Source organism: Actinoallomurus sp. CA-150999, assembly GCF_050942425.1.
Taxonomy (GTDB): Bacteria; Actinomycetota; Actinomycetes; order Streptosporangiales; family Streptosporangiaceae; genus Actinoallomurus.
In genome coordinates this window covers 3,679,718-3,700,298 of sequence record NZ_CP192063.1, presented here as the reverse complement: position 1 = coordinate 3,700,298, position 20,581 = coordinate 3,679,718, and the positions used below count along the sequence as shown (strand labels likewise).

At 71.0% G+C, this 20,581-nt stretch carries 16 protein-coding genes; 6 read left to right on the top strand and 10 right to left on the bottom strand.

The genetic code is table 11. The features are described 5' to 3' along the window. Window positions 1-418: 418 nt before the first annotated feature. Window positions 419-1,708, top strand: a complete 1,290-nt coding sequence (locus ACQP2O_RS17485) for an RNA-guided endonuclease InsQ/TnpB family protein (protein WP_433185750.1) — start codon at window positions 419-421, stop codon at window positions 1,706-1,708. A gap of 42 nt (window positions 1,709-1,750) precedes the next feature. Here the strand turns inward: ACQP2O_RS17485 and ACQP2O_RS17480 are convergent, their stop codons facing one another. Genes ACQP2O_RS17480 through ACQP2O_RS17465 form a run of 4 tightly spaced genes read right to left on the bottom strand, consistent with a single transcriptional unit; the run spans window position 1,751 to window position 5,517 of the window. After that, the gene (locus ACQP2O_RS17480) at window positions 1,751-2,353 is read right to left on the bottom strand and encodes a GTP-binding protein (protein WP_433185747.1); all 603 of its coding nucleotides are present in this window, start codon (window positions 2,351-2,353) and stop codon (window positions 1,751-1,753) included. Then, window positions 2,334-2,708 carry a DUF742 domain-containing protein gene (locus ACQP2O_RS17475; protein WP_433185744.1) on the bottom strand — a complete coding sequence of 125 codons (375 nt, stop codon included), beginning with the start codon at window positions 2,706-2,708 and terminating at the stop codon, window positions 2,334-2,336. The genes ACQP2O_RS17480 and ACQP2O_RS17475 overlap by 20 nt, the downstream gene beginning before the upstream one ends. Before the next feature lie 6 nt (window positions 2,709-2,714). Beyond that, the gene (locus ACQP2O_RS17470) at window positions 2,715-3,140 is read right to left on the bottom strand and encodes a roadblock/LC7 domain-containing protein (RefSeq protein ID WP_433185742.1); all 426 of its coding nucleotides are present in this window, start codon (window positions 3,138-3,140) and stop codon (window positions 2,715-2,717) included. A 22-nt stretch (window positions 3,141-3,162) separates the two neighbouring features. Continuing rightward, window positions 3,163-5,517: a sensor histidine kinase gene (locus ACQP2O_RS17465; protein WP_433185739.1), complete on the bottom strand. Its 2,355-nt coding sequence runs from the start codon at window positions 5,515-5,517 to the stop codon at window positions 3,163-3,165. A 395-nt stretch (window positions 5,518-5,912) separates the two neighbouring features. On the opposite strand from ACQP2O_RS17465, the gene ACQP2O_RS17460 reads away from it, so the two are divergent. The 3 genes from ACQP2O_RS17460 to ACQP2O_RS17450 all read left to right on the top strand — a co-directional run bounded on the left by ACQP2O_RS17460 (window position 5,913) and on the right by ACQP2O_RS17450 (window position 10,994). Next, window positions 5,913-6,944, top strand: coding sequence for a glycoside hydrolase family 6 protein (locus ACQP2O_RS17460; RefSeq protein WP_433185736.1), 1,032 nt, complete (start codon window positions 5,913-5,915; stop codon window positions 6,942-6,944). Window positions 6,945-7,206: 262 nt separating this feature from the next. Further along, window positions 7,207-8,796, top strand: a complete 1,590-nt coding sequence (locus tag ACQP2O_RS17455) for a class F sortase (protein ID WP_433185733.1) — start codon at window positions 7,207-7,209, stop codon at window positions 8,794-8,796. A gap of 104 nt (window positions 8,797-8,900) precedes the next feature. Continuing rightward, a complete protein-coding gene (locus tag ACQP2O_RS17450; RefSeq protein WP_433185731.1) occupies window positions 8,901-10,994 on the top strand; it encodes a WD40 repeat domain-containing serine/threonine protein kinase in 2,094 nt (697 codons plus the stop codon). A gap of 107 nt (window positions 10,995-11,101) precedes the next feature. Here the strand turns inward: ACQP2O_RS17450 and ACQP2O_RS17445 are convergent, their stop codons facing one another. The 4 genes from ACQP2O_RS17445 to ACQP2O_RS17430 form a co-directional block, all read right to left on the bottom strand. Beyond that, on the bottom strand, window positions 11,102-12,259 hold the full coding sequence (locus tag ACQP2O_RS17445) for an aldose epimerase family protein (protein WP_433185729.1): 1,158 nt from the start codon (window positions 12,257-12,259) through the stop codon (window positions 11,102-11,104). A gap of 322 nt (window positions 12,260-12,581) precedes the next feature. After that, window positions 12,582-13,727 (bottom strand): oxygenase MpaB family protein, encoded by a 1,146-nt coding sequence (locus ACQP2O_RS17440; protein WP_433185726.1) that lies wholly within the window; start codon window positions 13,725-13,727, stop codon window positions 12,582-12,584. Further along, entirely contained in the window at window positions 13,720-14,709 is a 990-nt protein-coding gene (locus tag ACQP2O_RS17435; RefSeq protein WP_433185723.1) for a polyprenyl synthetase family protein, read from the bottom strand. Before ACQP2O_RS17435 ends, ACQP2O_RS17440 begins: the two co-directional genes overlap by 8 nt. Next, window positions 14,702-14,938 (bottom strand): hypothetical protein, encoded by a 237-nt coding sequence (locus ACQP2O_RS17430; RefSeq protein ID WP_433185720.1) that lies wholly within the window; start codon window positions 14,936-14,938, stop codon window positions 14,702-14,704. The genes ACQP2O_RS17435 and ACQP2O_RS17430 overlap by 8 nt, the downstream gene beginning before the upstream one ends. A gap of 227 nt (window positions 14,939-15,165) precedes the next feature. Between ACQP2O_RS17430 and ACQP2O_RS17425 the strand changes: the two genes are divergently transcribed. Both ACQP2O_RS17425 and ACQP2O_RS17420 read left to right on the top strand, forming a co-directional pair. Beyond that, on the top strand, window positions 15,166-15,957 hold the full coding sequence (locus ACQP2O_RS17425; RefSeq protein ID WP_433185717.1) for an IclR family transcriptional regulator: 792 nt from the start codon (window positions 15,166-15,168) through the stop codon (window positions 15,955-15,957). 178 nt (window positions 15,958-16,135) lie between these two features. Then, window positions 16,136-18,175: a beta-galactosidase gene (locus ACQP2O_RS17420; protein ID WP_433185714.1), complete on the top strand. Its 2,040-nt coding sequence runs from the start codon at window positions 16,136-16,138 to the stop codon at window positions 18,173-18,175. Window positions 18,176-18,234: 59 nt separating this feature from the next. Here ACQP2O_RS17420 and ACQP2O_RS17415 read toward each other — a convergent pair whose 3' ends face one another. Beyond that, on the bottom strand, window positions 18,235-19,548 hold the full coding sequence (locus ACQP2O_RS17415; RefSeq protein ID WP_433185711.1) for an ABC transporter substrate-binding protein: 1,314 nt from the start codon (window positions 19,546-19,548) through the stop codon (window positions 18,235-18,237). Between the two features lie 93 nt (window positions 19,549-19,641). Further along, window positions 19,642-20,580, bottom strand: coding sequence for a carbohydrate ABC transporter permease (locus ACQP2O_RS17410; RefSeq protein ID WP_433185708.1), 939 nt, complete (start codon window positions 20,578-20,580; stop codon window positions 19,642-19,644). Window position 20,581 lies beyond the last annotated feature (1 nt).

Here is a 20,581-nt window from a genome sequence, read left to right as displayed (position 1 = left end):
GCCATAAAACGGTAGAACAGTACCGAATCCAGCTCGGCCATGGAAATCGATCAAACAATTTCTGATCGTTACCGAGACGATGTTCAACAGGCGTCTAGCGAGGGATCCCGGTCCTTCAGGCTTCAGGGCCCGGAGGAATCGTTTCCGGTGTGTCACGGCGCGTTAGCAACGCCGGGCGGGGCCGGCGCTAGGCGTGCGCTAGCCGGGGCGTTTCTACTGGTCGATGCACTCCTTGATGATCGGTAGTGGGTGCCGCCGCAGGAGGCGGCGAAGTAGGACGGGACCAGAAGTGATCGCCCCACAGGTACTTGCGGATGTGGGCGGGGAACTCCTGGCGGAGGCGACGGGTGGAGACGCCCGCTGTTGAATTCGTGGAGTCACACACCGACGTCGGTATGCACTTGTATTGTCACTGACTGTGAAGTTGGTGGTGCAGGTGAAGCTGCTGCCGACGCCTGAGCAGGCGGCGGCGCTGGCGGCGACCTTGCACGCCTGCAACGCGGCTGCGAATCGGGTGTCGGTCACGGCGTTCGAGCAGAGGGTGTTCTCCCGGGCCGGGCTGCAAAAACTCCTGTACGCCGAGCTGAAGGCATGCGGGCTGTCTGCGCAGCCTGCGTTGCATGTGATCCGTAAGACCGCCGACGCCTACACCGCGCTGCACGCCCTGATCAAGGCCGGGTGGCTCGGCCCGGAAGGGTGCAAACGGCGGCGCAAGGCCACTTCCGAGCCGATCGCGTTCCGCGCAGACGCCGCCCACCCGTTCGATGACCGCTGCCTCAGCTGGCAATACGATGCCCGGACGGTGTCGATCTGGACCACGGCGGGCCGGCTGCAGGGCATCGGCTTCACCGGTAAGCCGTCCCATCTGAAGACCCTGGCCGAGCACCGCAAGGGCGAAACCGACCTGGTGCTGCGGGACGGTACGTGGTTCCTGTACGCCACGTGTGAGATCGCAGAGGCCACCCAGTGCGAACCGGTCGATTGGATCGGTGTGGACCGGGGGATCGAGAACCTGGCCACCACCAGTGATGGGGACAACCATCAGGGCCAGGCGCTGAAGCGGTACCGGCGGGCCCAAGCGCGGCGGCGGGCCGAGCTGCAGGCCAAGAAGGCGGCTGGATCCAGGTCGGCCGCGCGGCGGCTGGCCAAACGCCGGCAGCGGGAGAGTCGGCACGCCACAGGCGAGAACCACAAGATCAGCAAGCAGATCGTGGCCGATGCCCAACGCACCGGACGCGGTATCGCCGTCGAGCACCTGGACGGGATCCGCGACCGGGTCCGGCTCAAGCGGCACCAGCGGGCCACGCTCTCGTCCTGGTCGTTCCATCAGCTCGGCACCTTCCTGCACTACAAGGCCCGCCGCGCCGGGGTGCCGTACCTCGAGGTGGACCCGCATTACACCTCCCAGACGTGCCCTAACTCGTGGTGCGGGCACGTCTCCCGCAAAAACCGCCCCACCCGGGGCCGATTCTTGTGCGTCGCGTGCGGGCTCGCTGGCCTGGCCGACGACATCGCCGCCGTGAACGTCCGCCAGCGGGCGCGCACGGCGTGGGCATTTGTCACCATGCCCGACCCCGATCCCAAGCCTTCCAGCAGGGACCGGGGTGATGCGCCCCCGACACGACAGCCAGCCGCGACGGGGAGCGCGACGAGGCGTGACCACCGGGCCTCCAAGGCCCGGCCGCTCACGGCCGAGAAGGCGACATAGTGAATCGTCCGTCTGGTCCCCGCGGCGCCGGTCGGCGCGCCGTCACCTCACCGGGGCTCGTCGGCCGGCGAGCCGCAGCGCGTGCTCGACGATCGAGACCAGCACCAGCTTGGCCGACTCGCGGCGCCGTACGTCGCACAGGATGATCGGCACGCTGGGGTCGACGTCGAGGGCCGCGCGGACCCGGTGCACGTCGTACCGCGGAGCGGCGTCGAAGCAGTTGACGGCCACCACGAACGGCGTCCCGCGCTGCTCGAAGTAGTCGATCGCCGCGAAGCTGTCGGCGAGCCGCCGGGTGTCGGCGACGACCACCGCGCCGACCGCGCCCTTGGCGAGCTCGTCCCACATGAACCAGAAGCGCTGCTGCCCGGGGGTGCCGAACAGGTAGAGCGCCACGTTGTTCCGGAACGTGATGCGCCCGAAGTCCATGGCGACCGTCGTGGTCTCCTTGCCCGCGACCCCGAAGGTGTCGTCGACGCCGACCCCGGCGCTCGTGAGGGCCTCTTCGGTGCGCAGCGGCCGGATCTCGCTGACCGTGCCGACCAGTGTCGTCTTGCCCGCTCCGAACCCTCCGGCGACGAGGATCTTGATGGCCACCGGCGACTCCGGCGTGGCGACGGCCGGTTCAAAGTGTGTATAGCTCATTGAGCACTGCCCTGAGTATCCGTTCGTCGTGCGCGTAGACGTGCGCCTGCGGAGGCCGCACGCTGATCAAGCCCCAGTAGTGAAGATCTCCCAGCAGGACCCGGACGACGCCGAGGGGCAGTCCGAGGTCGGAGGAGAGATCGGCCACCGTCACCGGCCGCCGGCACAGGCCGAGCAGCCGCAGGTGCTCCGGATCCAGCCACCGCCGGTCCTCCCGCGCCGGCGCCCGGCCGACGATGACGGCCAGCAGGTCCAGCGTCTCCCCGTACTCCCGGGTCCGGCCCCGGCTCACCGCGTAGGGTCGGACGATCGGGCCCGCCGCGTCGTCGAACCACCGCCGCTTGGGCGCGGTCAACGGGGATCACGCTCCCCCCGGCATTCCGTCCGGTCTGCCGGCCGTCGACCGCGCGGTGGTGGCCAGGTGACGCCGCACCCGTTTGACCAGCCGCGCCATCTCGTACGCGATCAGCCCGATGTTCGCGTCGCCTTCACTGACGACCGCCAGGCACGTGCCGTCTCCCGCCGTGACCACGAACAGGAACGCCTTCTCCAGCTCGATGACCGTCTGGCGGATGCCTCCGCCCTCGACGCGCTCGCTGACCGTACGCGCCAGCCCGTGGAGTCCGGCCGCCAGCGCGGCGAACCGCTCGGCCTCCGCCGAGTCCAGCCCGCGGGACATGCCCATGGGCAGCCCGTCCCCGGTGAGGATCATCGCCTGCCGCACACGCGCGACGCGTCCCACCAGATCGTCGAGCAACCAGTTCAGCTCACCGGTCGTATCCAGCATTCGCCCACTCCCCCTTCGCCGGTCATTCGTCCAGGTCCGGAGCCTCGCGGCCGCGCTGCCACCCCTGCTGCAGGGATGACATCAGCGACCGGGTCTCCTCCGGCGGACGGGTCGTGGCGGCGCCGCCGGCCGGCGGCGCGGACCAGGTCGACTCGTCGCGTAGCTGGGGCGCCAGATTGGTCTGGCGGACACGCTTCGGCAGTTCGGGCGCATCGTCGTCGGTCCAGCCTTCGTGCGGCGTCTGGATGTCCTCACCCGCCCAGCCGGGCGCGGCGAAGTCCGGGGCCCCCCAGGCACCCCCGCCGGACCACACGGGGCCGTCGGCCCAGTGGTCGATCGCCGGGGCCGCGAGCTCAAGCGGCGCGGTCAGCGAGGGCGGCGGTTCGACGGGCGGCTCGACCTGCACGACGGAATGCCAGGCCGCGTCGATGGGCGACTCGTCGGCCCAGGTCTGCTCGTAGTCGCCGTCGTCGTCACCGGCCACCAGCTCCGGCGGGATCAGCACGACCGCCCGGACGCCCCCGTACGGGGACCGGCCGAGGGTGACGCGGATCCCGTGCCGTTCGGCGAGCCGGCCGATGATGAACAGGCCGAGCCGGTCGCTGTCGAGCAGGTCGAACTCCGGAGGGTTCGACAGGCGCCCGTTGGCCTCGGCGAGCTCCTCGTCGTTCAGGCCGATGCCCCGGTCCTCGATCTCGACGGCGTAGCCGTGGGCGACGAGCTCACCCCGGACCTGCACCTGCGTGGTCGGCGGGGAGAACGCCGTGGCGTTCTCCAGCAGTTCGGCCAGCAGGTGCGTCACGTCGGCGACGATGGCGCCGTCGAGCGCGGCCGGCGTGGCGGCCTCGACGTCCACCCGCGTGTAGTCCTCGACCTCGGCGACCGCCGCCCGCAGGATGTCGCGGATCCCCACGGGGTTGTGCCAGCCGCGGGCGGGCGCTGCTCCCGACAGGATCGCCAGGCCTTCGGCGTGGCGCCGCATCCGGGTGGTGAGGTGGTCGAGGGCGAACAGGTCGTCGAGGACGTCCGGGTCGCGCGCCTGCTTCTCCATCGTGTCGAGCATGGCGAGCTGGCGGTGGAGCAGCGACTGGTTCCGCCACGCGAGGTTGAGGAAGACCTGGTTGATCCCCTTGCGCAGGCGCGCCTCGCCCACGGCCGCCTCGACGGCGGTCCGCTGCAGGGTGGTCAGGGCGTCCGCGACCCGGGAGCCCTCCTTGCTGCTGCCGGCCTCCACCGGCGGGCTCTCGGCGGCGACGTCCACCTCCTCGCCGGCGCGCAGCCGCTTGATGACCTTCGGCATCCGTTCCTCGGCGAGGTTCAGGGCCGCGCGCTGCAGGCCGGACATCTCCCGCGTGAGCGCACGGCCGAACAACACGGACACCAGGATCGAGATCGCCATGGCGAAGAGACCGATGCCCGCGGCGAGGTAGAGGAGCAGGACGATCCGGTCACCGATCGGCTTGGCCTCGTTGGTCAGCGCGGTACCGGCGTCGATGGTCGCCTTCGCCCACGAGGTCATCAGCGGGGTCACCGTGGGCTGCCACCCGGCCGCCGTCTGCGCCGGCAGCCGCCCGCCGTGCGAGTCGATGATCGCCTGTTCCAGCGCGCGGAACGTCGTGAAGGCCTCGGAGTCGGCGACCTCGTCCCACGGCGTACGCAGCGAGGGCTTCAGTTCCGCGCGCGCCGCGTCGAAGAGGTAGCGCTCGTTGTACGCGCTCTGTGTGAACATCGCGTACGCGGGGGCGGTGAGCTTGTGCCTGCCCACGAGCGCCGAGGTCACGATGGCGTCCTCGCGCATCACCAGCTCGCGCGCCATGGTCGAGGAGACCAGCGCCGTGCCCTGCTGGTAGATCTCGGAGTCGTTGATGACGATCATGGTGCTGAACACCCGGATCACGGACTCGATCAGCGTGTTGTAGTCACCGATCATCCGCAGGCTGTCCAGCGACCCGGAGTCGACCTGACCGCGCAGGCCGGACAGCCCGTCGAGCTGCGTCCACAGGTCACTCAGCCGCTGTTCGGTCGTGGGGCTGATGGAGCGCCGGGCGCTCTCCGAGAGCACCGACTTGCGGAGGGCCGCCTGCGCGGCGTCGGCGGCGGCCCGGCCCTCGTTGACCTCGTCCCGTCCCTGCCGGCCGTGGGTGCTCAGCAGGACGGCGGAGGCCACGCGCTCACGCTGCAGCATCGCCGACAGGGCGGCGCCGGGCAGCGCGACCTTGTTGTACGCGGTCGACGCCTCGTACTTGTTCAGAGCGTCACGCGACGTGAGGAACGCGGCGAACGCCCACAGCCCGGCCAGACAGACGAGGGGCACGAGGACCATCACCAGCAGCCTCGTCCGCAGGGACCACCTGCCGGAACGCTTGGGGGAACGCATGAAGGGCCTCACCGGTATCCGCGGGCATTACATGAATCAGATTCAAGATCCCTAACCGGCTCAAATGGCACCACAGATGCCGCGTTCGTGGCAATAGCCCCCCTGGGCCATCCCGGTACTCACTCATTCGTCACGGTGCGTGATTAATGAGACGTATGACCGTTTCTGTGACGCAAGAAAAATTCGCGGCAACCTTCTCACGCCCCCAGGCGACTGGAAGGGCGGAGCGTGGCCGCCGAGGTCGCCGCCCGGCCCGGCGGCCACGCTCCGTCACCGCCCGGCCCCGAGGGGCGGGCGGTCTTTTGGGCGATATCTCGGAATCCGGCCGACACGGCCGCTAGGGTCCCTCAAGATCAAAAACGCTGTCTCGGGGGCATCCGCTGAGGAGGAAACGCATGACACGCGCGTTGCGCCGCGACGGCATCGTCGCGCTCGCGGCCCTGGCCGCACTCGCGACGTCCTGTTCGTCCGGTCATCCGGCCGGCGCGACCGCCGGACACGAACGGGCCGCCGACCCGGCCGAAGGGGTCACGGCCGCCGGGAGCCCCCTCACGTCGACCAGGGGCTTCTACGTCGACCCGGGTTCCAACCCCGCCACCTGGGTCAAGAACCACCGCGGGGACTCACGGGCGAAGCGCATCAACGCCTCCATCGCCACCAAGCCGATGGCTCGCTGGTTCGGCAACTGGAGCGGCGACATCACCAAGGCCGTCTCCGGCTACACGGCCGCGGCCAAGGCCAAGAAGAAGCTGCCGATCCTCGTCGCCTACAACATCCCGGGCCGGGACTGCGGCGGAGCGTCCTCGGGCGGCGCCGGGAGCGCCGCGGCGTACCGGACGTGGATCGCGAAGTTCGCCGCGGGAATCGGCAGCCGGCCCGCCGTCGTCGTCATCGAACCGGACGCCGTGGCCCAGGTGGACTGCCTGCCGAACGACGGCGAGCGCAAGACACGCCTGTCGCTGCTGAGCTATGCGGCCGCCCAGTTCAAGGCCAAGGCGCCCAATACCTGGGCCTATCTCGACGCCGGAAACGCCAAGTGGATCCCGGCCGCCACAATGGCGCAGCGGCTGCGGTCCGCGGGTGTCGGCAGCGTCCGCGGCTTCGCCGTCAACGTCTCCAACTACTACACGACCGCCCAGTCGGCCTCGTACGCGAAGGCCGTCAACGCGGCGCTCAAGTCGAAGTACGGCTACACGCGCCACTTCGTCGTCGACACCAGCCGGAACGGCAAGGGCTCCAAGAACGGCGAGTGGTGCAACCCGGCGGGCCGCAAGCTCGGCACGCCGTCCCGCACCGGCGGCGGCGCGGAGATGCTGTTGTGGGTCAAGGTCCCCGGCGACTCCGACGGACCCTGCGGCGTCGGCAAGGGCATCCCGGCCGGCCAGTTCAGCCCGGACCTCGCCATGAAGCTCATCAACGGCGGCTGAACGACGGCAGGACTCCGGCGACCGGCCGCGGCGCATGCCCGCCACCGGTCGCCGACCCGGGGGGTGGGGACACCGGCCCGATCGCGGCCGGGTGCGGCCAGCGCGGGAGGGGGGCATCAGCCCGATCACGGGACATGACGGCAATCCGTGAGGAAGACTTCACGCAGAGCCGAACCGACCCGTCATCCCGGTCGCGTCCGCTCTCTCGTCGATGTCATCAGCCCGCGCCGGTCGTGGGCGCGAGCCTGTCAGGAGACCGTCCATGACCACCCGCCCCCCGCAGCCGTCCGGCCGGAGCCTCATCAGGCGTGGCTCCGTCCTCGTCGCCGTCACCGTCTTAGGTGTCGTGCTGCCGGGGTCGTCCTCCGCTCTCGCCGCCCCGGGCGACGGCTACCTCCGGCTCGCGCACCTGTCGCCGGACACGCCCGCCGTCGATGTCTACCTGTACGCCGCGGGACGGACCACACCGCGGCTGGTCCTGAAACACGTGGGTTACGGCGACCTCTCGCCGTACCAGCGGCTCAGCGGCGGCGCCTACACCGTCGCGATGCGGCCCGCCGACGCGGCTGCGTCCAGCCCGCCGGTCCTGTCGGCCCGCGTCCGCGTCCGTGCGCGGGAGGCCTACACCGTCGCCGGCCTCGGCCCGTACAAGGGAATCCGCCTCAAGGTCCTGGACGACGCACTCGCCGTGCCGCCCGGACGCTCGGCGCTGCGCGTCATCGAGGCCTCGCTCAAACGGCCGGCGGTGACCGTCACCGCCGATGACCGGCCGCTCGCCGACGGCCTCCGGTTCCCCTCCGTCACCGCGTACCGCTCGATGCGGGCGGGCACGACGACCGTTCGCGTCGCGAGCGCGTCCGGGGATCCGCTGACGGCACGGCTGTCGCTGCGCCCCGGTTCCATCCACACGCTCGTGGTGCTCGACGGGCCATCGGCGCCCCGGCTACTCGACCTGCGCGACGCCACGGCGCCGCGCCGGACGCCGCGCGGCAGCGTCGAAACGGGCCTCGGCGGCCTCGCCGGCGCGGTCGCACCGCCGCCGTGGGCGGCCTCCGCCCGGCTGATCCCGCTGCCCGGCGGTCCACCGGCCGAGGCTCCGGCGCCCGCCGCCGCCCCGCCGACCGAAGTCGCGTCGCCCGACGGCCCGCCGACCGGAGTCCCGTCGCCCAGGGTTCGGTTGCCCCGAGTCCCGTCGCCCGGAGTCCCGTCACCCGGAGTCTCGTCGTCCCAAGTCCCGTCGTCCCAGGTTCCGTTGCCCGGGGTCCTGCCGCCCGCCGCGCCGCGGGCCGAGACTCCGCCGGCCGCCGTCCGGCCGGCCGCCGGGGAACCGCCCGCGGCCCTCTCGCCCGTCGCCCCTCCGGCCGGGGGACGGACGGCCGCCGGTGAGCCGGGTGGCCGGGCGGGCGCGTACGCCGAGCCGGTCATGTTGCGGATCCCCGCCCTCGGTGTGCGGACCATCCTGGAGCGGTTGCCGACGGACCGGGACGGCCGCCTCCAACCGCCTCGGGATCCCGCGCGGGCCGGATGGTTCGGTGACGGCATCCGTCCGGGTGCCCCGGGGCCCGCCGTGATCGCGGGACACGTCGACTCCCGCACCGGCCCGGCCGTCTTCACCGGGCTGGGGTCCCTGCGGCCGGGCGACCGGATCCAGGTCACCGACGCGACGGGCCGGGTCGTGGCCTTCACGGTCGACCGTGTGGGGTCGTACCCGAAGACGGAGTTCCCGACGGAGGACGTCTACGGGGCGACCCCCGACCCGCAGTTGCGCCTCATCACCTGCGGCGGTGCGTTCGACCCGGCGTCGGGACACTACCGGCGCGACGTGGTCGTGTACGCGAGTCTCGCCCCGTGACGCCTGACCGCCGGCCGTCGCGGCTGCGGCGGTCGGCGGCCCGCCGGAGAAGACCGGCCCAAAGCCCCTATCTCCCGGGCCTCGACGACGGTTATCGTCCTTCCATGCCGGAAGGCCGAGGGCGGCTGATCGCCGGGCAGTACCGTCTCATCGAGCAGGTCGGCCGTGGCGGCTTCGCGGTGGTGTGGCGGGCGCGCGACGAGCGCCTGGACCGCGACGTCGCTGCCAAACGGCTGTTCCTCCCCTCGTATTTCACCGAAGAGCAGCGTGCGGAGCAGCGTCGGCGCACACTCCAGGAGGCCCGCTCGGCGGCCCGGCTCGACCACCCCGGCGTCGTCACCGTCCACGACGTCGTCGAGGACGGGGACGATCCGTGGATCATCATGGAGTTCGTCGAGGGGCGGTCGCTCGGGGAGCTCATCCGAGAGGACGGCCCGCTCCCCCCGGAGCGGGTCGCCGAAATCGGGCTTCAGTTAGTCGACGCCCTGCGCGCCGCGCATCGGGCCGGCGTCCTGCACCGCGACGTCAAGCCCGGCAACGTCCTCGTCGCCGGGCGCCGGGTGGTGCTCGGGGACTTCGGGCTGGCGACCGTGGAGGGCGACCCCGGACTCACCCAGTCCGGCATCGTCATGGGCGCCCCCGCCTACCTGGCGCCCGAACGGGCCCGCGGCGAGCCCGCCGTCCCGGCGTCGGACCTGTGGTCGCTCGGCGCCACGCTCTTCTACGCCGTGGAGGGGTGCCGGCCGTTCACCGGGCCGAACACCAACGCGGTGCTGCACTCGATCGTCACCGAGGAGCCGGCGCCCGCGCCGCACGCGGGCCCGCTCGCCCCGGTCCTGGACGGCCTGCTCCGCAAGGACATCGTCGGCCGCATCGGCGCGGATGCGGCGGCGGAGCTCCTGGCCGCGATCGCCGACCCCGCGTGGCCCCTCCTCGGCGGGGCGTACGCCGATGGGCCGCGCGCCCTGCCGATGCCGACCCGGGAGGCTGAGGGTCGCCGTTCGCATATAGGCCGGGGCCGTCGCCGATCCTGGGCGGCCCTCCCCGAGACGACTCGTCCGCAGCGCGGCGTGCGCGTGTCTCCCCGGCGGACCGACCCCTACTCTCCCCGACCAACCGACCCCTATTCTCCCCGACCAACCGACCCCGACCGACCTCCCGGCCGACCTCATGGCCGACTTCACGGGCAGCGGACGTGGCACGGACGCCACCTCACGCTGCTGGTGGCCGCCCCGGTGGCCGTCCTCGCGCTCACCCTGCTGACGGTGCCCGGCCAGACGCACGACGTCGCGCGGCGTTCCCGGCCGCCGCGTCCCGCGAGCACGGTCCCGCGTCTCGACGCCGCGCTGACCGCGGGCCCGGGCGAGATCTACACGGTGGCCTTCAGCCCGGACGGGCGCACCCTCGCCACCGGCGGCGCGGATCACTCCGTACGGCTGTGGAATCTGCCCGACCGGCGCCAGGTGGCGACCCTCACCGGCCACGCGTACGACGTGTTCGCCGCGGCGTTCAGCCCGGACGGGCGCACGCTGGCCACCGCGGGGTACGACGGCAAGGTGCTCCTGTGGAACACCGCCGAGCGCACGCGCGTCGCGACCATGGACACGCACGGCAACAGCGTCGGTGCGCTGACCTTCAGCCCGGACGGCGGGCTCCTCGCGAGCGCGGGCGACGCCGTCCGTCTCTGGAACGTCCCGGACCACCGCTCGGCCGGCACGCTGCCCACCCGGGACGAGAGCATGTTCACCGCAGCCTTCGCCCCGCACGGGAACACCCTGGCCACGGCCGGCACCTGGGCCATCCGGCTGTGGGACACCGCGCGGCCCGACCACCCCGTCATCGTGACCCGGCTGACGTCACTCGTCGTCGGGATGGCGTTCAGCCCCGACGGCCGGATCCTCGCGGCCGGCGGCTATGACGGCCGCGTCCGGCTGTGGGACGTCGTGACCCACCGGCTCGTCGCGTCCCTGCCCAGCCTCCCCGGTCGCGTCAACGGCGTGGCGTTCAGCCCGGACGGCCGGATCCTCGCCTGCGCCGGAGGCGACGCCGTCCTGCTGTGGAACGCCCTGACCGGGAGGCCCATCACCACGCTGACCCCGCAGGCGGGCGTCGTCGACGCCGTCGCCTTCTCCCCCGACGGCAGGACACTCGCGACCGGCGGCGACGACGCGACCGTACGCCTCTGGAGCCTCGGTTAGGGCCTGTCTCAAAGCCCCGCCGTCCTTCTGCGCGGCGACGTCGAGACCGGCCCTGGACGGCGGCACCGGGCCGCCGCTCGACGCGGGCGGCCCGGTGTCGAGCGGGGTCAGTTGGCCGAGAACGACCAGACCGTCGCCGTCCGGTACGTCTGTCCGGGGCGCAGCACCGCGGAGGGGAAGTTCGCGTGGTTCGGCGAGTCGGGGAAGTGCTGGGTCTCCAGCGCGAAGCCGTCTCCCTGCCGGTACTGCCGGCCGCTCGTGCCGTACAGCGTGCCGTCGAGGAAGTTGCCCGAGTAGAACTGGATGCCGGGCTGGTCGGTGTACAACTTCAGCACCCGGCCGCTGGTCGGCTCGCTGACCTCCGCGGCGAGACGGAAGCCCGAGCCGCCCAGCACCCAGTTGTGGTCGTAGCCCTGGCCGTAGGCGAGCTGCTGGAAGTTGTTGCGGATGCGCGCGCCGATGGGCGTCGGCTTGGTGAAGTCCATCGGCGTGCCGGCGACCGGGTCGAGCTTCCCGGTGGGGATGAGCGTCGAGTCGACCGGCGTGTAGCGGCTCGCGTTGAGCATCAGCCGGTGGTCGTAGATGCCGCCGGACCCCTCACCCGCCAGGTTGAAGTACGAGTGGTTGGTCAGGTTGACGATCGTGGCCTTGTCGGTGGTGGCCCGGTAGTCGATGCGCAGGTTGTGCCCGCTGAGGGTGTACGTCGCGCTGGCCTTGAGCGTGCCCGGGTAGTTCATCTCGCCGTCCGGGCTGGTGTAGTCGAGCCGCAGCGAGACGGAGTCCTTGCCCGTACCCGGCGTGGCGGTCCAGACCTTGGTGTCGAAGCCCTTCGGGCCGCCGTGCAGGCTGTTCTGGCCGTTGTTGATCGGCAGGTGGTAGGTCTTGCCGTCGAGCGTGAAGGTGCCCTTGGCGATGCGGTTGGCGTACCGGCCGATGAGCGCCCCGAAGTACGGTCCCGGGTTGTTCTTGGCGACGTAGTCGTCGAGCTTGGGGAAGCCGAGGACGACGTTGGTGCGGTGTCCGTGCCGGTCGGGGGCGTCCACCCGCTGGACGATCCCGCCGTACGTAATGATCTTGACGCTGATGGCGTTGCTGCTGAGGGTGTAGCGCCAGACCTTCGTGCCGTCGGAAAGGGTGCCGAACAGGTCCTTGGAGATCGTCGGCTTCGACGCCGCCTGGACGTTCGCCGCCGGGAGGACGCCGGTCACCAGCGCGGCCAGCGCGGCCATGCCGATGAGGCGGGATTTCGTTGGGCGGAGGGGCACGAGTGCTCCTTTCTTCGGCCCTGGGGCCGGAATGCGCATCCGCCGCCCGCCCCCGATCAGGCGGTCTTCGATGTGCTGTTGTCACGGAGGCCGCGAGAAGGCCGTCGGCCTGCCCCGCGCGCAGACCGTACCACCCTGTTCGACATTTCGAACGTCGTTCGAGGCCTGCGGGCAGACGCTAAATTCCGGTGCGATGTGCTGTCAAGGACGCTTACGGGAAAAGCGCGGATCGCGCGCTCGGCCGTCGAGTCGCCCGGTTGGATGCCCCCGGACGTGCACCGCCCCTGCCGCGACCGTGCGGGCAGGGGCGGAGATGGGAGCATCAGCCCAGGTCGGCCGGGGGCGGGGCCCAGCGTGGCACCGACGTGGGCAGGCCGTAGTCGGCCTTGAGCTCGTGGGGAATGGCATAGTGCATGACGCGCCCCCGGGTTAGGGAGGACAGCTCGAGTGCCGTGGTCAGACGGCCGAGCCGATCGGACAACTGCGATGCCCATGGCCCGCGGTCCTCGAACCGCTCGAGCGCCCCCAGCAGCGCCGGGGCGACCTTGATCAGGGAGTCCCAGCGTGATCGCGGGACCTCCAGCCAGTCCGCGGCGGTGTCGCCGATCAAGAAACGGATGAGCGCGGGCACGACCGGATCGAGGAGCGTGCCGGGCACGACCTCCTCGTACATCGTGATCAGCTGCCGGGTCAGGTGCACCCCTTCGGGGGACGGCCCCATGTGCCGGATCATGTACCGGTCGGAGAACCTGCGGGCCGCCTGGAGGTCGGCGGGGATGGTCGCCGGGTCGCAGCCGAGGATCGTGCCCACGACCCGCCAGGCGTAGTAGTACGCCTCGGCGCCGTCGGAGGTGATGTGGACGCCCATGCGATGCAGCGCGTCCAGCACCTGGAGGCTGAACATCATCAGCCCGCCGAGCATGTCCTCCTGACAGATCGGGACTGGCTCCGGCCACCGGCCCTCCCGCTTCAGGTGGTGACGGATGGAGGCGTGCAGCAGCCGCACCTTCTGCGCCGCCGGAAGGAACCGACCGCCGGCCTCGAAGGCGTCGGGCCGCATGAGGTACACCGTGAACTGGCCGGTCTCGGCCATTCGGCGGGAGGGATAGGCCAGCGAGTGCGTCGCGGACAGCAGCCGGGCGATGTGCGGGACGACGTAGCAGGCCGGCATCGCCGCGAAGGACAGGGCAGTGGAGATGTGCACGTCGTTGTCGATGAAGAACTGCCGGGCCCGCTCCATGACCGCCCAGTCGACCCAGTCCGGTGGCGTCGCCGTCGCCTCCAGGTAGTCGCGGGCGGGGTCCGGGAGCTCATCAGGCAGGGCCTGGCCGGAGACGGTGAACCAGCGCATGACCGTGTTGAATCTGGCCACCTCCGCCCCGGTGAAGAGGGCCTCGACGGTCGCGTCGGCGAACTCGTCGCCCCTGAGCCGCAGAGCGTCCATGTGCTCGTCGGTGTACTCATGCATCAGCGGTCGCCTCATAGATGAGTCGGGTCAGGGCCTCAGCGGTCTCGGGGGCGAGGCGGGTATCCCGCAGGGCCGCCCGTGCGGCCTCGGCGCGATCATCGATCATGTGGCGCACCTCGTTGGGCGCGCCCGACCGCCGCATGATCTGCCGGATCTCCTCCGCGTCGTCCGGGGTAACCGGGCCGTCGAGGAGATGGTGCAGGCGCCGCCGTTCGGGCCCGGCGGCCCCGGCTAGGGTGACGGCCAGCAGCGCGGTCGGCTTGCGGCCCGCCAGGTCGTCCAGTGCCGACTTGCCGGTCCGGGCCGGGTCGCCGAACACGCCCCACAGATCGTCGCGCAACTGGAAGGCCTCGCCGAGCGGGCGCCCGTACGCGGCCAGTGCACTCAGCGTGCCCTGGTCCGCGCCACCGAGCACCGCGCCGATCTGCAGGGGCCGCTCGACGGTGTACGAGCCGGTCTTGAACCGCACGATCGCCAGGGATCGGGCCAGATCGGGGTCACCTCCGGTGCGGAGGATCTCCAGGCATTCGCCGGCCACCAGCTCGCGACCCATCGTCGCCCACACCGGCAGTGCCCGGGCCAAGAAGGTCCGCGGCAGTCCCGAGGCGTGGAAGAGCTGCCCCGCCCAGGTCATCAGCAGGTCGCCGATCACGATGGCCAGGCCTTTCCCGAGGCGCTCATGCGCGGTGGCCCGGCCCCGCCGCAGCGGACTGCCGTCGATGATGTCATCGTGGACGATGGCCGCGGCGTGCACCAACTCCAGCGCCGCCGCCGCACGGACCACCGCGTCGGTGTCGGGCTGCCCGGCCGCCCGCCATCCCCAGTAGCAGAACGCCGGCCGAATTCTCTTGCCTCCGGAGATCGAGACGCGCGTCTGCTCGGCGACGGGGGCCAGCTCCCCGGCGAGCGAGAGCAGCTCGGCGAGTTCCGCGTCGACGAACTCCGTCAGTGCCCGGTCGACCCGGACCCGAAGGTCACCCATTCCCGCCCCGCTCGGCGGCCCGCCGGGCCAGCAGCTCCAGATGCGCCTCCGACCCGGGGCCGGTGCGCTTGAGGGCCAGCTCGCCTCGCGCCCGTAGTTCTTCCCGCACCTCCGCGAGGCCGGGGAGGCGGCGGGCCGCGCCTCGCAGCCCTTCCGTGACGAGATCGGCCAGCCCGGCCGCCAGATGGAGCATCTCGTCGTGCGGTTTGATCCCGTCATCTCGTCCCATGGCGACGCTCCGCTTTCGATTGGATACTTTTCGTAATATCAAGCGAAGCACCACTCGGCACGACAATGACCTCATCAGGCCAGATTCACCGAAAGCTTCCCCGCGGGTACCGTCCGTCGTTAGATCGTCCGGTCACGTCCGTCGGGCGGCAGGCGGGTCGTTGACACCACATGGCACCGCTTCCTAGGCTGTTCGAAATTTCGTACGAGGTCTGAAAGGCGGCGGTGATGGGGCGTGCGGTGCCGGCGGTGACTCGCGCCCTGGACATCCTGGAGCTGTTCCTCGAACGCCCCACCCTGTCCGCACCGGAGATCACCGAGCGCCTCGGGCTCCCCCGCACGACGGTCCACGAGCTGGTCACCACGCTTGCCGAACGCGCGTACCTCATCCCGGTGTCCGGCCAGCCGACGCGCTACCGGCTCGGCATGCGGCTGTTCCAGCTCGGCAGTGTCTTCGCCGACCAGCTGGATCTGGCCCACGAGGCCCGGGAGGCCGCCCAGCGGGTCGCCGCCGAGTGCGCCGAGACGGTCCACGTCGCGGTCCTCGACGGCACCGACGTCGTCTACATCGCCAAGGTCGACAGCACCCACCCCGTCCGCATGGTCTCCGCCGTGGGGCGCCGCCTGCCCGCGCACTGCACCGGCGTCGGCAAGATGCTGCTGTCCGGGCTGCCGGCCGAGCGCCTGAACGCCGCCTACCCGCTCGACGGGGACCTGGCCGGGATGACCGTCCGCAGCATCACCTCGCCCGTACGGCTGCGGACGCACCTGGAGGAGATCCGGCGGGACGGGCTGTCCTACGACGAGTGCGAGTCGAACGACGCGGTGTTCTGCGTCGCCGCCCCCGTCTACGACCACACGGGCGACATGGTCGCCGGGATGAGCATCTCGGTGCCGAGCATCCGCTGGGACGACCGGCGGCGCGAGGTGTGGAGCGGCCTGGTCCGCGGTGGCGCAGCCACGCTCTCGCTGCGGCTCGGTCACCGCCCGCCGAGCCAGGACTCCACCGCGACGATCTGACGGCCGGGGACGGCGTCGCCGACCTCCGCGTTTCCGCAGGGTCCCTCGGGAGGCGCCGCCGGCCGACAACGCCAGATCTTGACGGCGTTCGGACGACCTGCGAACATGCGGATGTTTACGTAAACATTCGTTCTGTCGCCGGTCGAGCGGGTACCCGCTCCCGGTTCGAGGAGTGCAGGTGGTCAACAACCCATCGCCCCGGTGGCTGCGGTGGCCCGTCGACGGCGCCCGTCCCGGGCTCGCGTTCGGCGCCGACTACAACCCCGAGCAGTGGCCCCGGGAGATCTGGCGGGAGGACGTGCGGGCGATGAACGCCGCCGGCGTGACCGTCGTCGCGCTGGCGATCTTCTCGTGGGCCCGCCTCCAGCCCGCCGAGGATCGGTGGGACTTCGCCTGGCTCGACGAGGTCATGGACCTGCTGCACGAGCACGGCATCGCGGTGAACCTGGCCACCGCCACGGCCTCACCGCCGCCGTGGCTGACCACGGCCCACCCCGAGATCCTCCCGGTCGACCAGGAGGGACGCACCCGGTGGCCGGGGGCGCGCCAGCACTGGCGGCCGACGTCCCCGGTCTTCCGCGAGCACGCGCTCGTGCTCGTACGCGCGATGGCCGAACGGTACAAGGATCACCCGGCCCTGGCCGCCTGGCACGTGTCGAACGAGCTGGGCTGCCACAACATCTACGACTACTCCGACGACGCGGCGCGGGCCTTCCGCGCGTGGCTGCGGCAGCGGTACAGGACCGTCGACGCGCTGAACGCCGCCTGGTCGACGAGCTTCTGGTCGCAGCACTACGGCGACTGGGAAGAGCTCCTCCCACCCCGCCTGGCGGCTCCCTCGTCCTTCCCCAACCCGGCCCAGCAGCTGGATTTCAAGCGGTTCTCCTCCGACGCGCTGAAGGAGTACCTGCGGGTGGAACGGGACCTCCTGCGCGAGCTCACGCCCGACGTCCCGGTGACGACGAACTTCATGGTCATGAGCGGCATCACCGGCATGAACTACGCCGACTGGGCCGCCGAGATCGACTTCGTGTCCAACGACCACTACGTGATACCCGGTCCGCAGGGGCAGGACGAGCTGTCGTTCTCGGCGAATCTCACCGGCAACCTGACGCCGGACCGCCCCTGGTACCTGATGGAGCACTCCACCAGCGCGGTGAACTGGCAGCCGGTCAACCAACCCAAGCCGGACGGCGCGATGGCGCGCGACTCCCTGACGCACGTCGCCCACGGCGCGGACGCGGTCTGCTTCTTCCAGTGGCGGCAGTCCGCAGGTGGCGCGGAGAAGTACCACTCGGCGATGCTGCCGCACGCCGGGGAGGACAGCGCGGTGTTCCGCGCGGTCCGCGACCTGGGCGCCGCGCTGCGGGACCTCGCCCCGGTGGCGGGCGCCCCGCGCAAGCCGGCGCGCGCGGCGATCCTGTTCGACTGGCAGTCCTGGTGGACCGCCGAGCTGGACTCCCACCCGTCATCGCTCCTGCGCTACCACCAGGAGGCGCTGGACTGGTACTCCGCGTTCCTGGCCGAAGGGGTACGCGCCGACGTCGTCCCGGTCGAGCACGCACTCGACGGCTACGACCTCGTGGTGGCACCGATCCTCCACGTGGTGCCCACGGCCCTGGCGGAGCGGCTGCGCGCGTACGTCACGGGCGGCGGGCACCTGGTGACCACCTACTTCTCCGGCATCGTGGACGAGAACGACCGGGTGTGGCTGGGCGGCTATCCGGGTGCGCTGCGCGATCTGCTGGGAATCCGGATCGAGGAGTTCGGGCCGCTGCCGGCCGACCAGAGCGTCGAGCTCGACAACGGGTCCGCCGGCACACTCTGGACCGACCGCATCGACCTCACCGACCCCGCCGTCCAGGTCCTGGCCACGTACAAGTCCGGCGAGCAGGCGGGGCGGCCCGCCGTCACGCTCCGGCGTACGGGCGCGGGCTCGGCGGCGTACGTCTCGACCAGGCTCGGCCCCCAGGGCCTACAGCCGGTGCTCGCCGAGCTCCTGCGCGTCAGCGGGGTGGACGGCGAACTGCCCGAGCAGGCCCGGGGACGAGTCGAACTGGCGGTGCGCGCCACCGGCGACGCCGAGTTCTGGTTCCTGATCAACCACACCGGAGAGCCCGTCGAACTCGGCGGGATCGACGGGCAGGTCCTGTACGGCGGAGCAGGCGATGGGGTGCTGGGCCCCCACGGCGTCCGCGTCCTGCGCCGTCCCCGATGAGACCGGCCCCCGTACCCGCCGACGAGCCGGCGGGTACGGGGCGCCTCACGGCCGGTGCCTCATTTCATGGTGAAGCCCTGCTGCTGCCCGTACTTGATCGACGCGGCCTGCCACGCCTGGAGGCCCTGCTGGAGGGTGGTGCCGCTGATGTAGGCCTTGCCGACGGTGTCGTTGAAGACGCTGTTGGCGTAGGTCTGGAACGGCAGGTAGGACCAGCCGGGGACGACGTTCTTCGCGGACTGCGCCAGAATCTCGTTGATCTTCTGGCCGCCGAAGTAGGGCGGGGTCGCGTTCAGGAACTCCGGGGACTGAAGCGTGGCGGTGGTGGCGGGGAAGGCTCCGGCGTCCACCCGCAGCTTCACCCCGTCGTCGACGTTCGCGAACTTCAGGAAGCCGTAGGCCAGTTTCTGCTGCTTGCTGGCGGTGGTGACGGCCAGCGAGCTGCCGCCGTTCTCGGCGGTGGCCGTTCCGCCGGCCTGCCACTGCGGCATGGGGGCGACCCGCCACTTGCCCTTCCCGGCCTTCACGCCGGTCTCGAAGTTCGCCGGCATCCAGGCCCCGGTGGTCAGGCTGGCGATGGTCCCGTCACCGAGGCCCTTGAACCAGGCGTCGCTCCACCCCTCGACCGGCGCGACCAGCTTCTTGGTGACGAGCTGCTGCCAGGTCGTGGCGAACTTCTGGGAGCCGGCGTCGGAGAAGTTGACGCTGACGTTGGTGCCGTCGACCTTGTACGGCTTGCCGCCCGCCTGCCAGATCATGCTGGTGGTGAACCCGGCGTCACCGACGTCGTTGGTGATGTACGCCTTGGGGTCGGCGGCGTGCAGTTTCTCGGCCGCCTGCGCGTACTCGTCCCACGTCGTCGGCACGTTGATCTTGTACTTGTCGAAGACCTCCTTGTTGTAGAACAGCGCCATCGGCCCGGAGTCCATCGGCAGGCCGTAGATGCCCTTGCCCTGGTGCACGGAGCCCCACGGTCCGGGCGAGAAGGTCCCGCTCAGCTTGTCGGCGCCGAAGCCGGTCAGGTCCGCCAGCGACTTGCCGAGCGCGAACTGCGGCACCGCGAAGTACTCGATCTGCGCGACGTCCGGAATACCCTTCCCGGCGCTGATGGCGTTCTGCAGCGCGGTGTACTGGTCCTTGCTGGTGCCGGCGTTGACCAGGTTGACCTTTACCTTGGGGTACTTGGTCTGGAACGCGGTGACGACCTGCTTGAGTGTCGGCTCCCACGCCCACACCGTGATGGAACCGCCGGCGGTCAGCGCGGCCTGGACGTCGGCGTCGGAGACGGCGGCCGACTTGCCGGACGAACCGGACTTTGAATCACTTCCGGAGGAGCCGCAGCCCGACGCGCCGAGCGCCAGACTGGCGGCCATCGCGATTCCGGACAGGAGCAAACGACGGCGACCGAATGTCATGGAGGGGTCCTACCTTTCGATGAGGGCGAGGAGGGGGAGCATGGCGGTCGGTCAGCCCTTGACGCTGCCCGCCGCGAGACCGGACTGCCAGTACCGCTGGAGCAGCAGGAATGCGGCGATCAGCGGCAGGATCATGAGCAGCGACCCCGTGATGACGAGGTTGAAGACGGCTTGCGCGCCCGCGGTGTGGGCCTGCGCGTTCCACCGGTCCAGGCCGAGGGTGAGCGGATACCAGTGGGGGTTCTTGAGCATGACCAGCGGCAGGAAGTAGTTGTTCCAGGTCGCGACCACGGTGAACAGCAGGACGGTGACGATCCCCGGGCGCAGCAGCGGCAGGCCGACGGAGAAGAACGTGCGGAACTCACCGGCGCCGTCCACCCGTGCCGACTCCAGCAGCTCACGCGGGATCGCCTCGGTGGCGAACGTCCACATCAGGTACAGGCCGAACGGCGAGACCAGCGACGGGATGATGATCGACCACGGCGTGTCGGTCAGGCCCAGCTTGGCGAACATCAGGAAGGTCGGCACCGCCAGCGCGGTGCTGGGCACCGCGACCGCGCCGAGCACGAGGACGAACACCAGCCGCTTGCCGGGGAAGGTGAACTTGGCCAGGCCGTAGCCGCCCAGCGTGGCCAGGAGGGTCGAGCCTCCGGCGCCGACCACCACGTACAGCAGGGTGTTGAGCACCCACCGGGTGAAGATCCCTCCGTCGTACGTGAAGGTCTCCCGGATGTTGCTCCACAGCGCGAAGTCGCCGGAGAACCACAGGCCGAACGAATGGAACAGGCCCTCCTGGCTCTTGGTGGCGTTGATCACCAGCCAGATGAGCGGGACCAGGCTGTAGATCGCCGCGATCGAGGTCAGCGCGGTCAGCAGAGGGCTGCGCCGGTCGCGGAGCGAGGTCCTGCGCCGGACGATCAGCGGCCGTCGACCGCCGTTCCGGCCGGGGGTCCGCGGGGCCGGTGGAGTCGTGGTTCCGGTGGTGGCCATC

Bases quoted from the DNA above. Each gene is read 5' to 3' on its own strand.
- ACQP2O_RS17425 (WP_433185717.1), top strand. From the start codon at position 15,166: ATGGGGCGTGCGGTGCCGGCGGTGACTCGCGCCCTGGACATCCTGGAG.
- ACQP2O_RS17465 (WP_433185739.1), bottom strand. From the start codon at position 5,517: ATGCGTTCCCCCAAGCGTTCCGGCAGGTGGTCCCTGCGGACGAGGCTG.
- ACQP2O_RS17415 (WP_433185711.1), bottom strand. From the start codon at position 19,548: ATGGCCGCCAGTCTGGCGCTCGGCGCGTCGGGCTGCGGCTCCTCCGGA.
- ACQP2O_RS17410 (WP_433185708.1), bottom strand. From the start codon at position 20,580: ATGGCCACCACCGGAACCACGACTCCACCGGCCCCGCGGACCCCCGGC.
- ACQP2O_RS17480 (WP_433185747.1), bottom strand. From the start codon at position 2,353: ATGAGCTATACACACTTTGAACCGGCCGTCGCCACGCCGGAGTCGCCG.
- ACQP2O_RS17450 (WP_433185731.1), top strand. From the start codon at position 8,901: ATGCCGGAAGGCCGAGGGCGGCTGATCGCCGGGCAGTACCGTCTCATC.
- ACQP2O_RS17460 (WP_433185736.1), top strand. From the start codon at position 5,913: ATGACACGCGCGTTGCGCCGCGACGGCATCGTCGCGCTCGCGGCCCTG.
- ACQP2O_RS17430 (WP_433185720.1), bottom strand. From the start codon at position 14,938: ATGGGACGAGATGACGGGATCAAACCGCACGACGAGATGCTCCATCTG.
- ACQP2O_RS17455 (WP_433185733.1), top strand. From the start codon at position 7,207: ATGACCACCCGCCCCCCGCAGCCGTCCGGCCGGAGCCTCATCAGGCGT.
- ACQP2O_RS17470 (WP_433185742.1), bottom strand. From the start codon at position 3,140: ATGCTGGATACGACCGGTGAGCTGAACTGGTTGCTCGACGATCTGGTG.
- ACQP2O_RS17435 (WP_433185723.1), bottom strand. From the start codon at position 14,709: ATGGGTGACCTTCGGGTCCGGGTCGACCGGGCACTGACGGAGTTCGTC.
- ACQP2O_RS17440 (WP_433185726.1), bottom strand. From the start codon at position 13,727: ATGCATGAGTACACCGACGAGCACATGGACGCTCTGCGGCTCAGGGGC.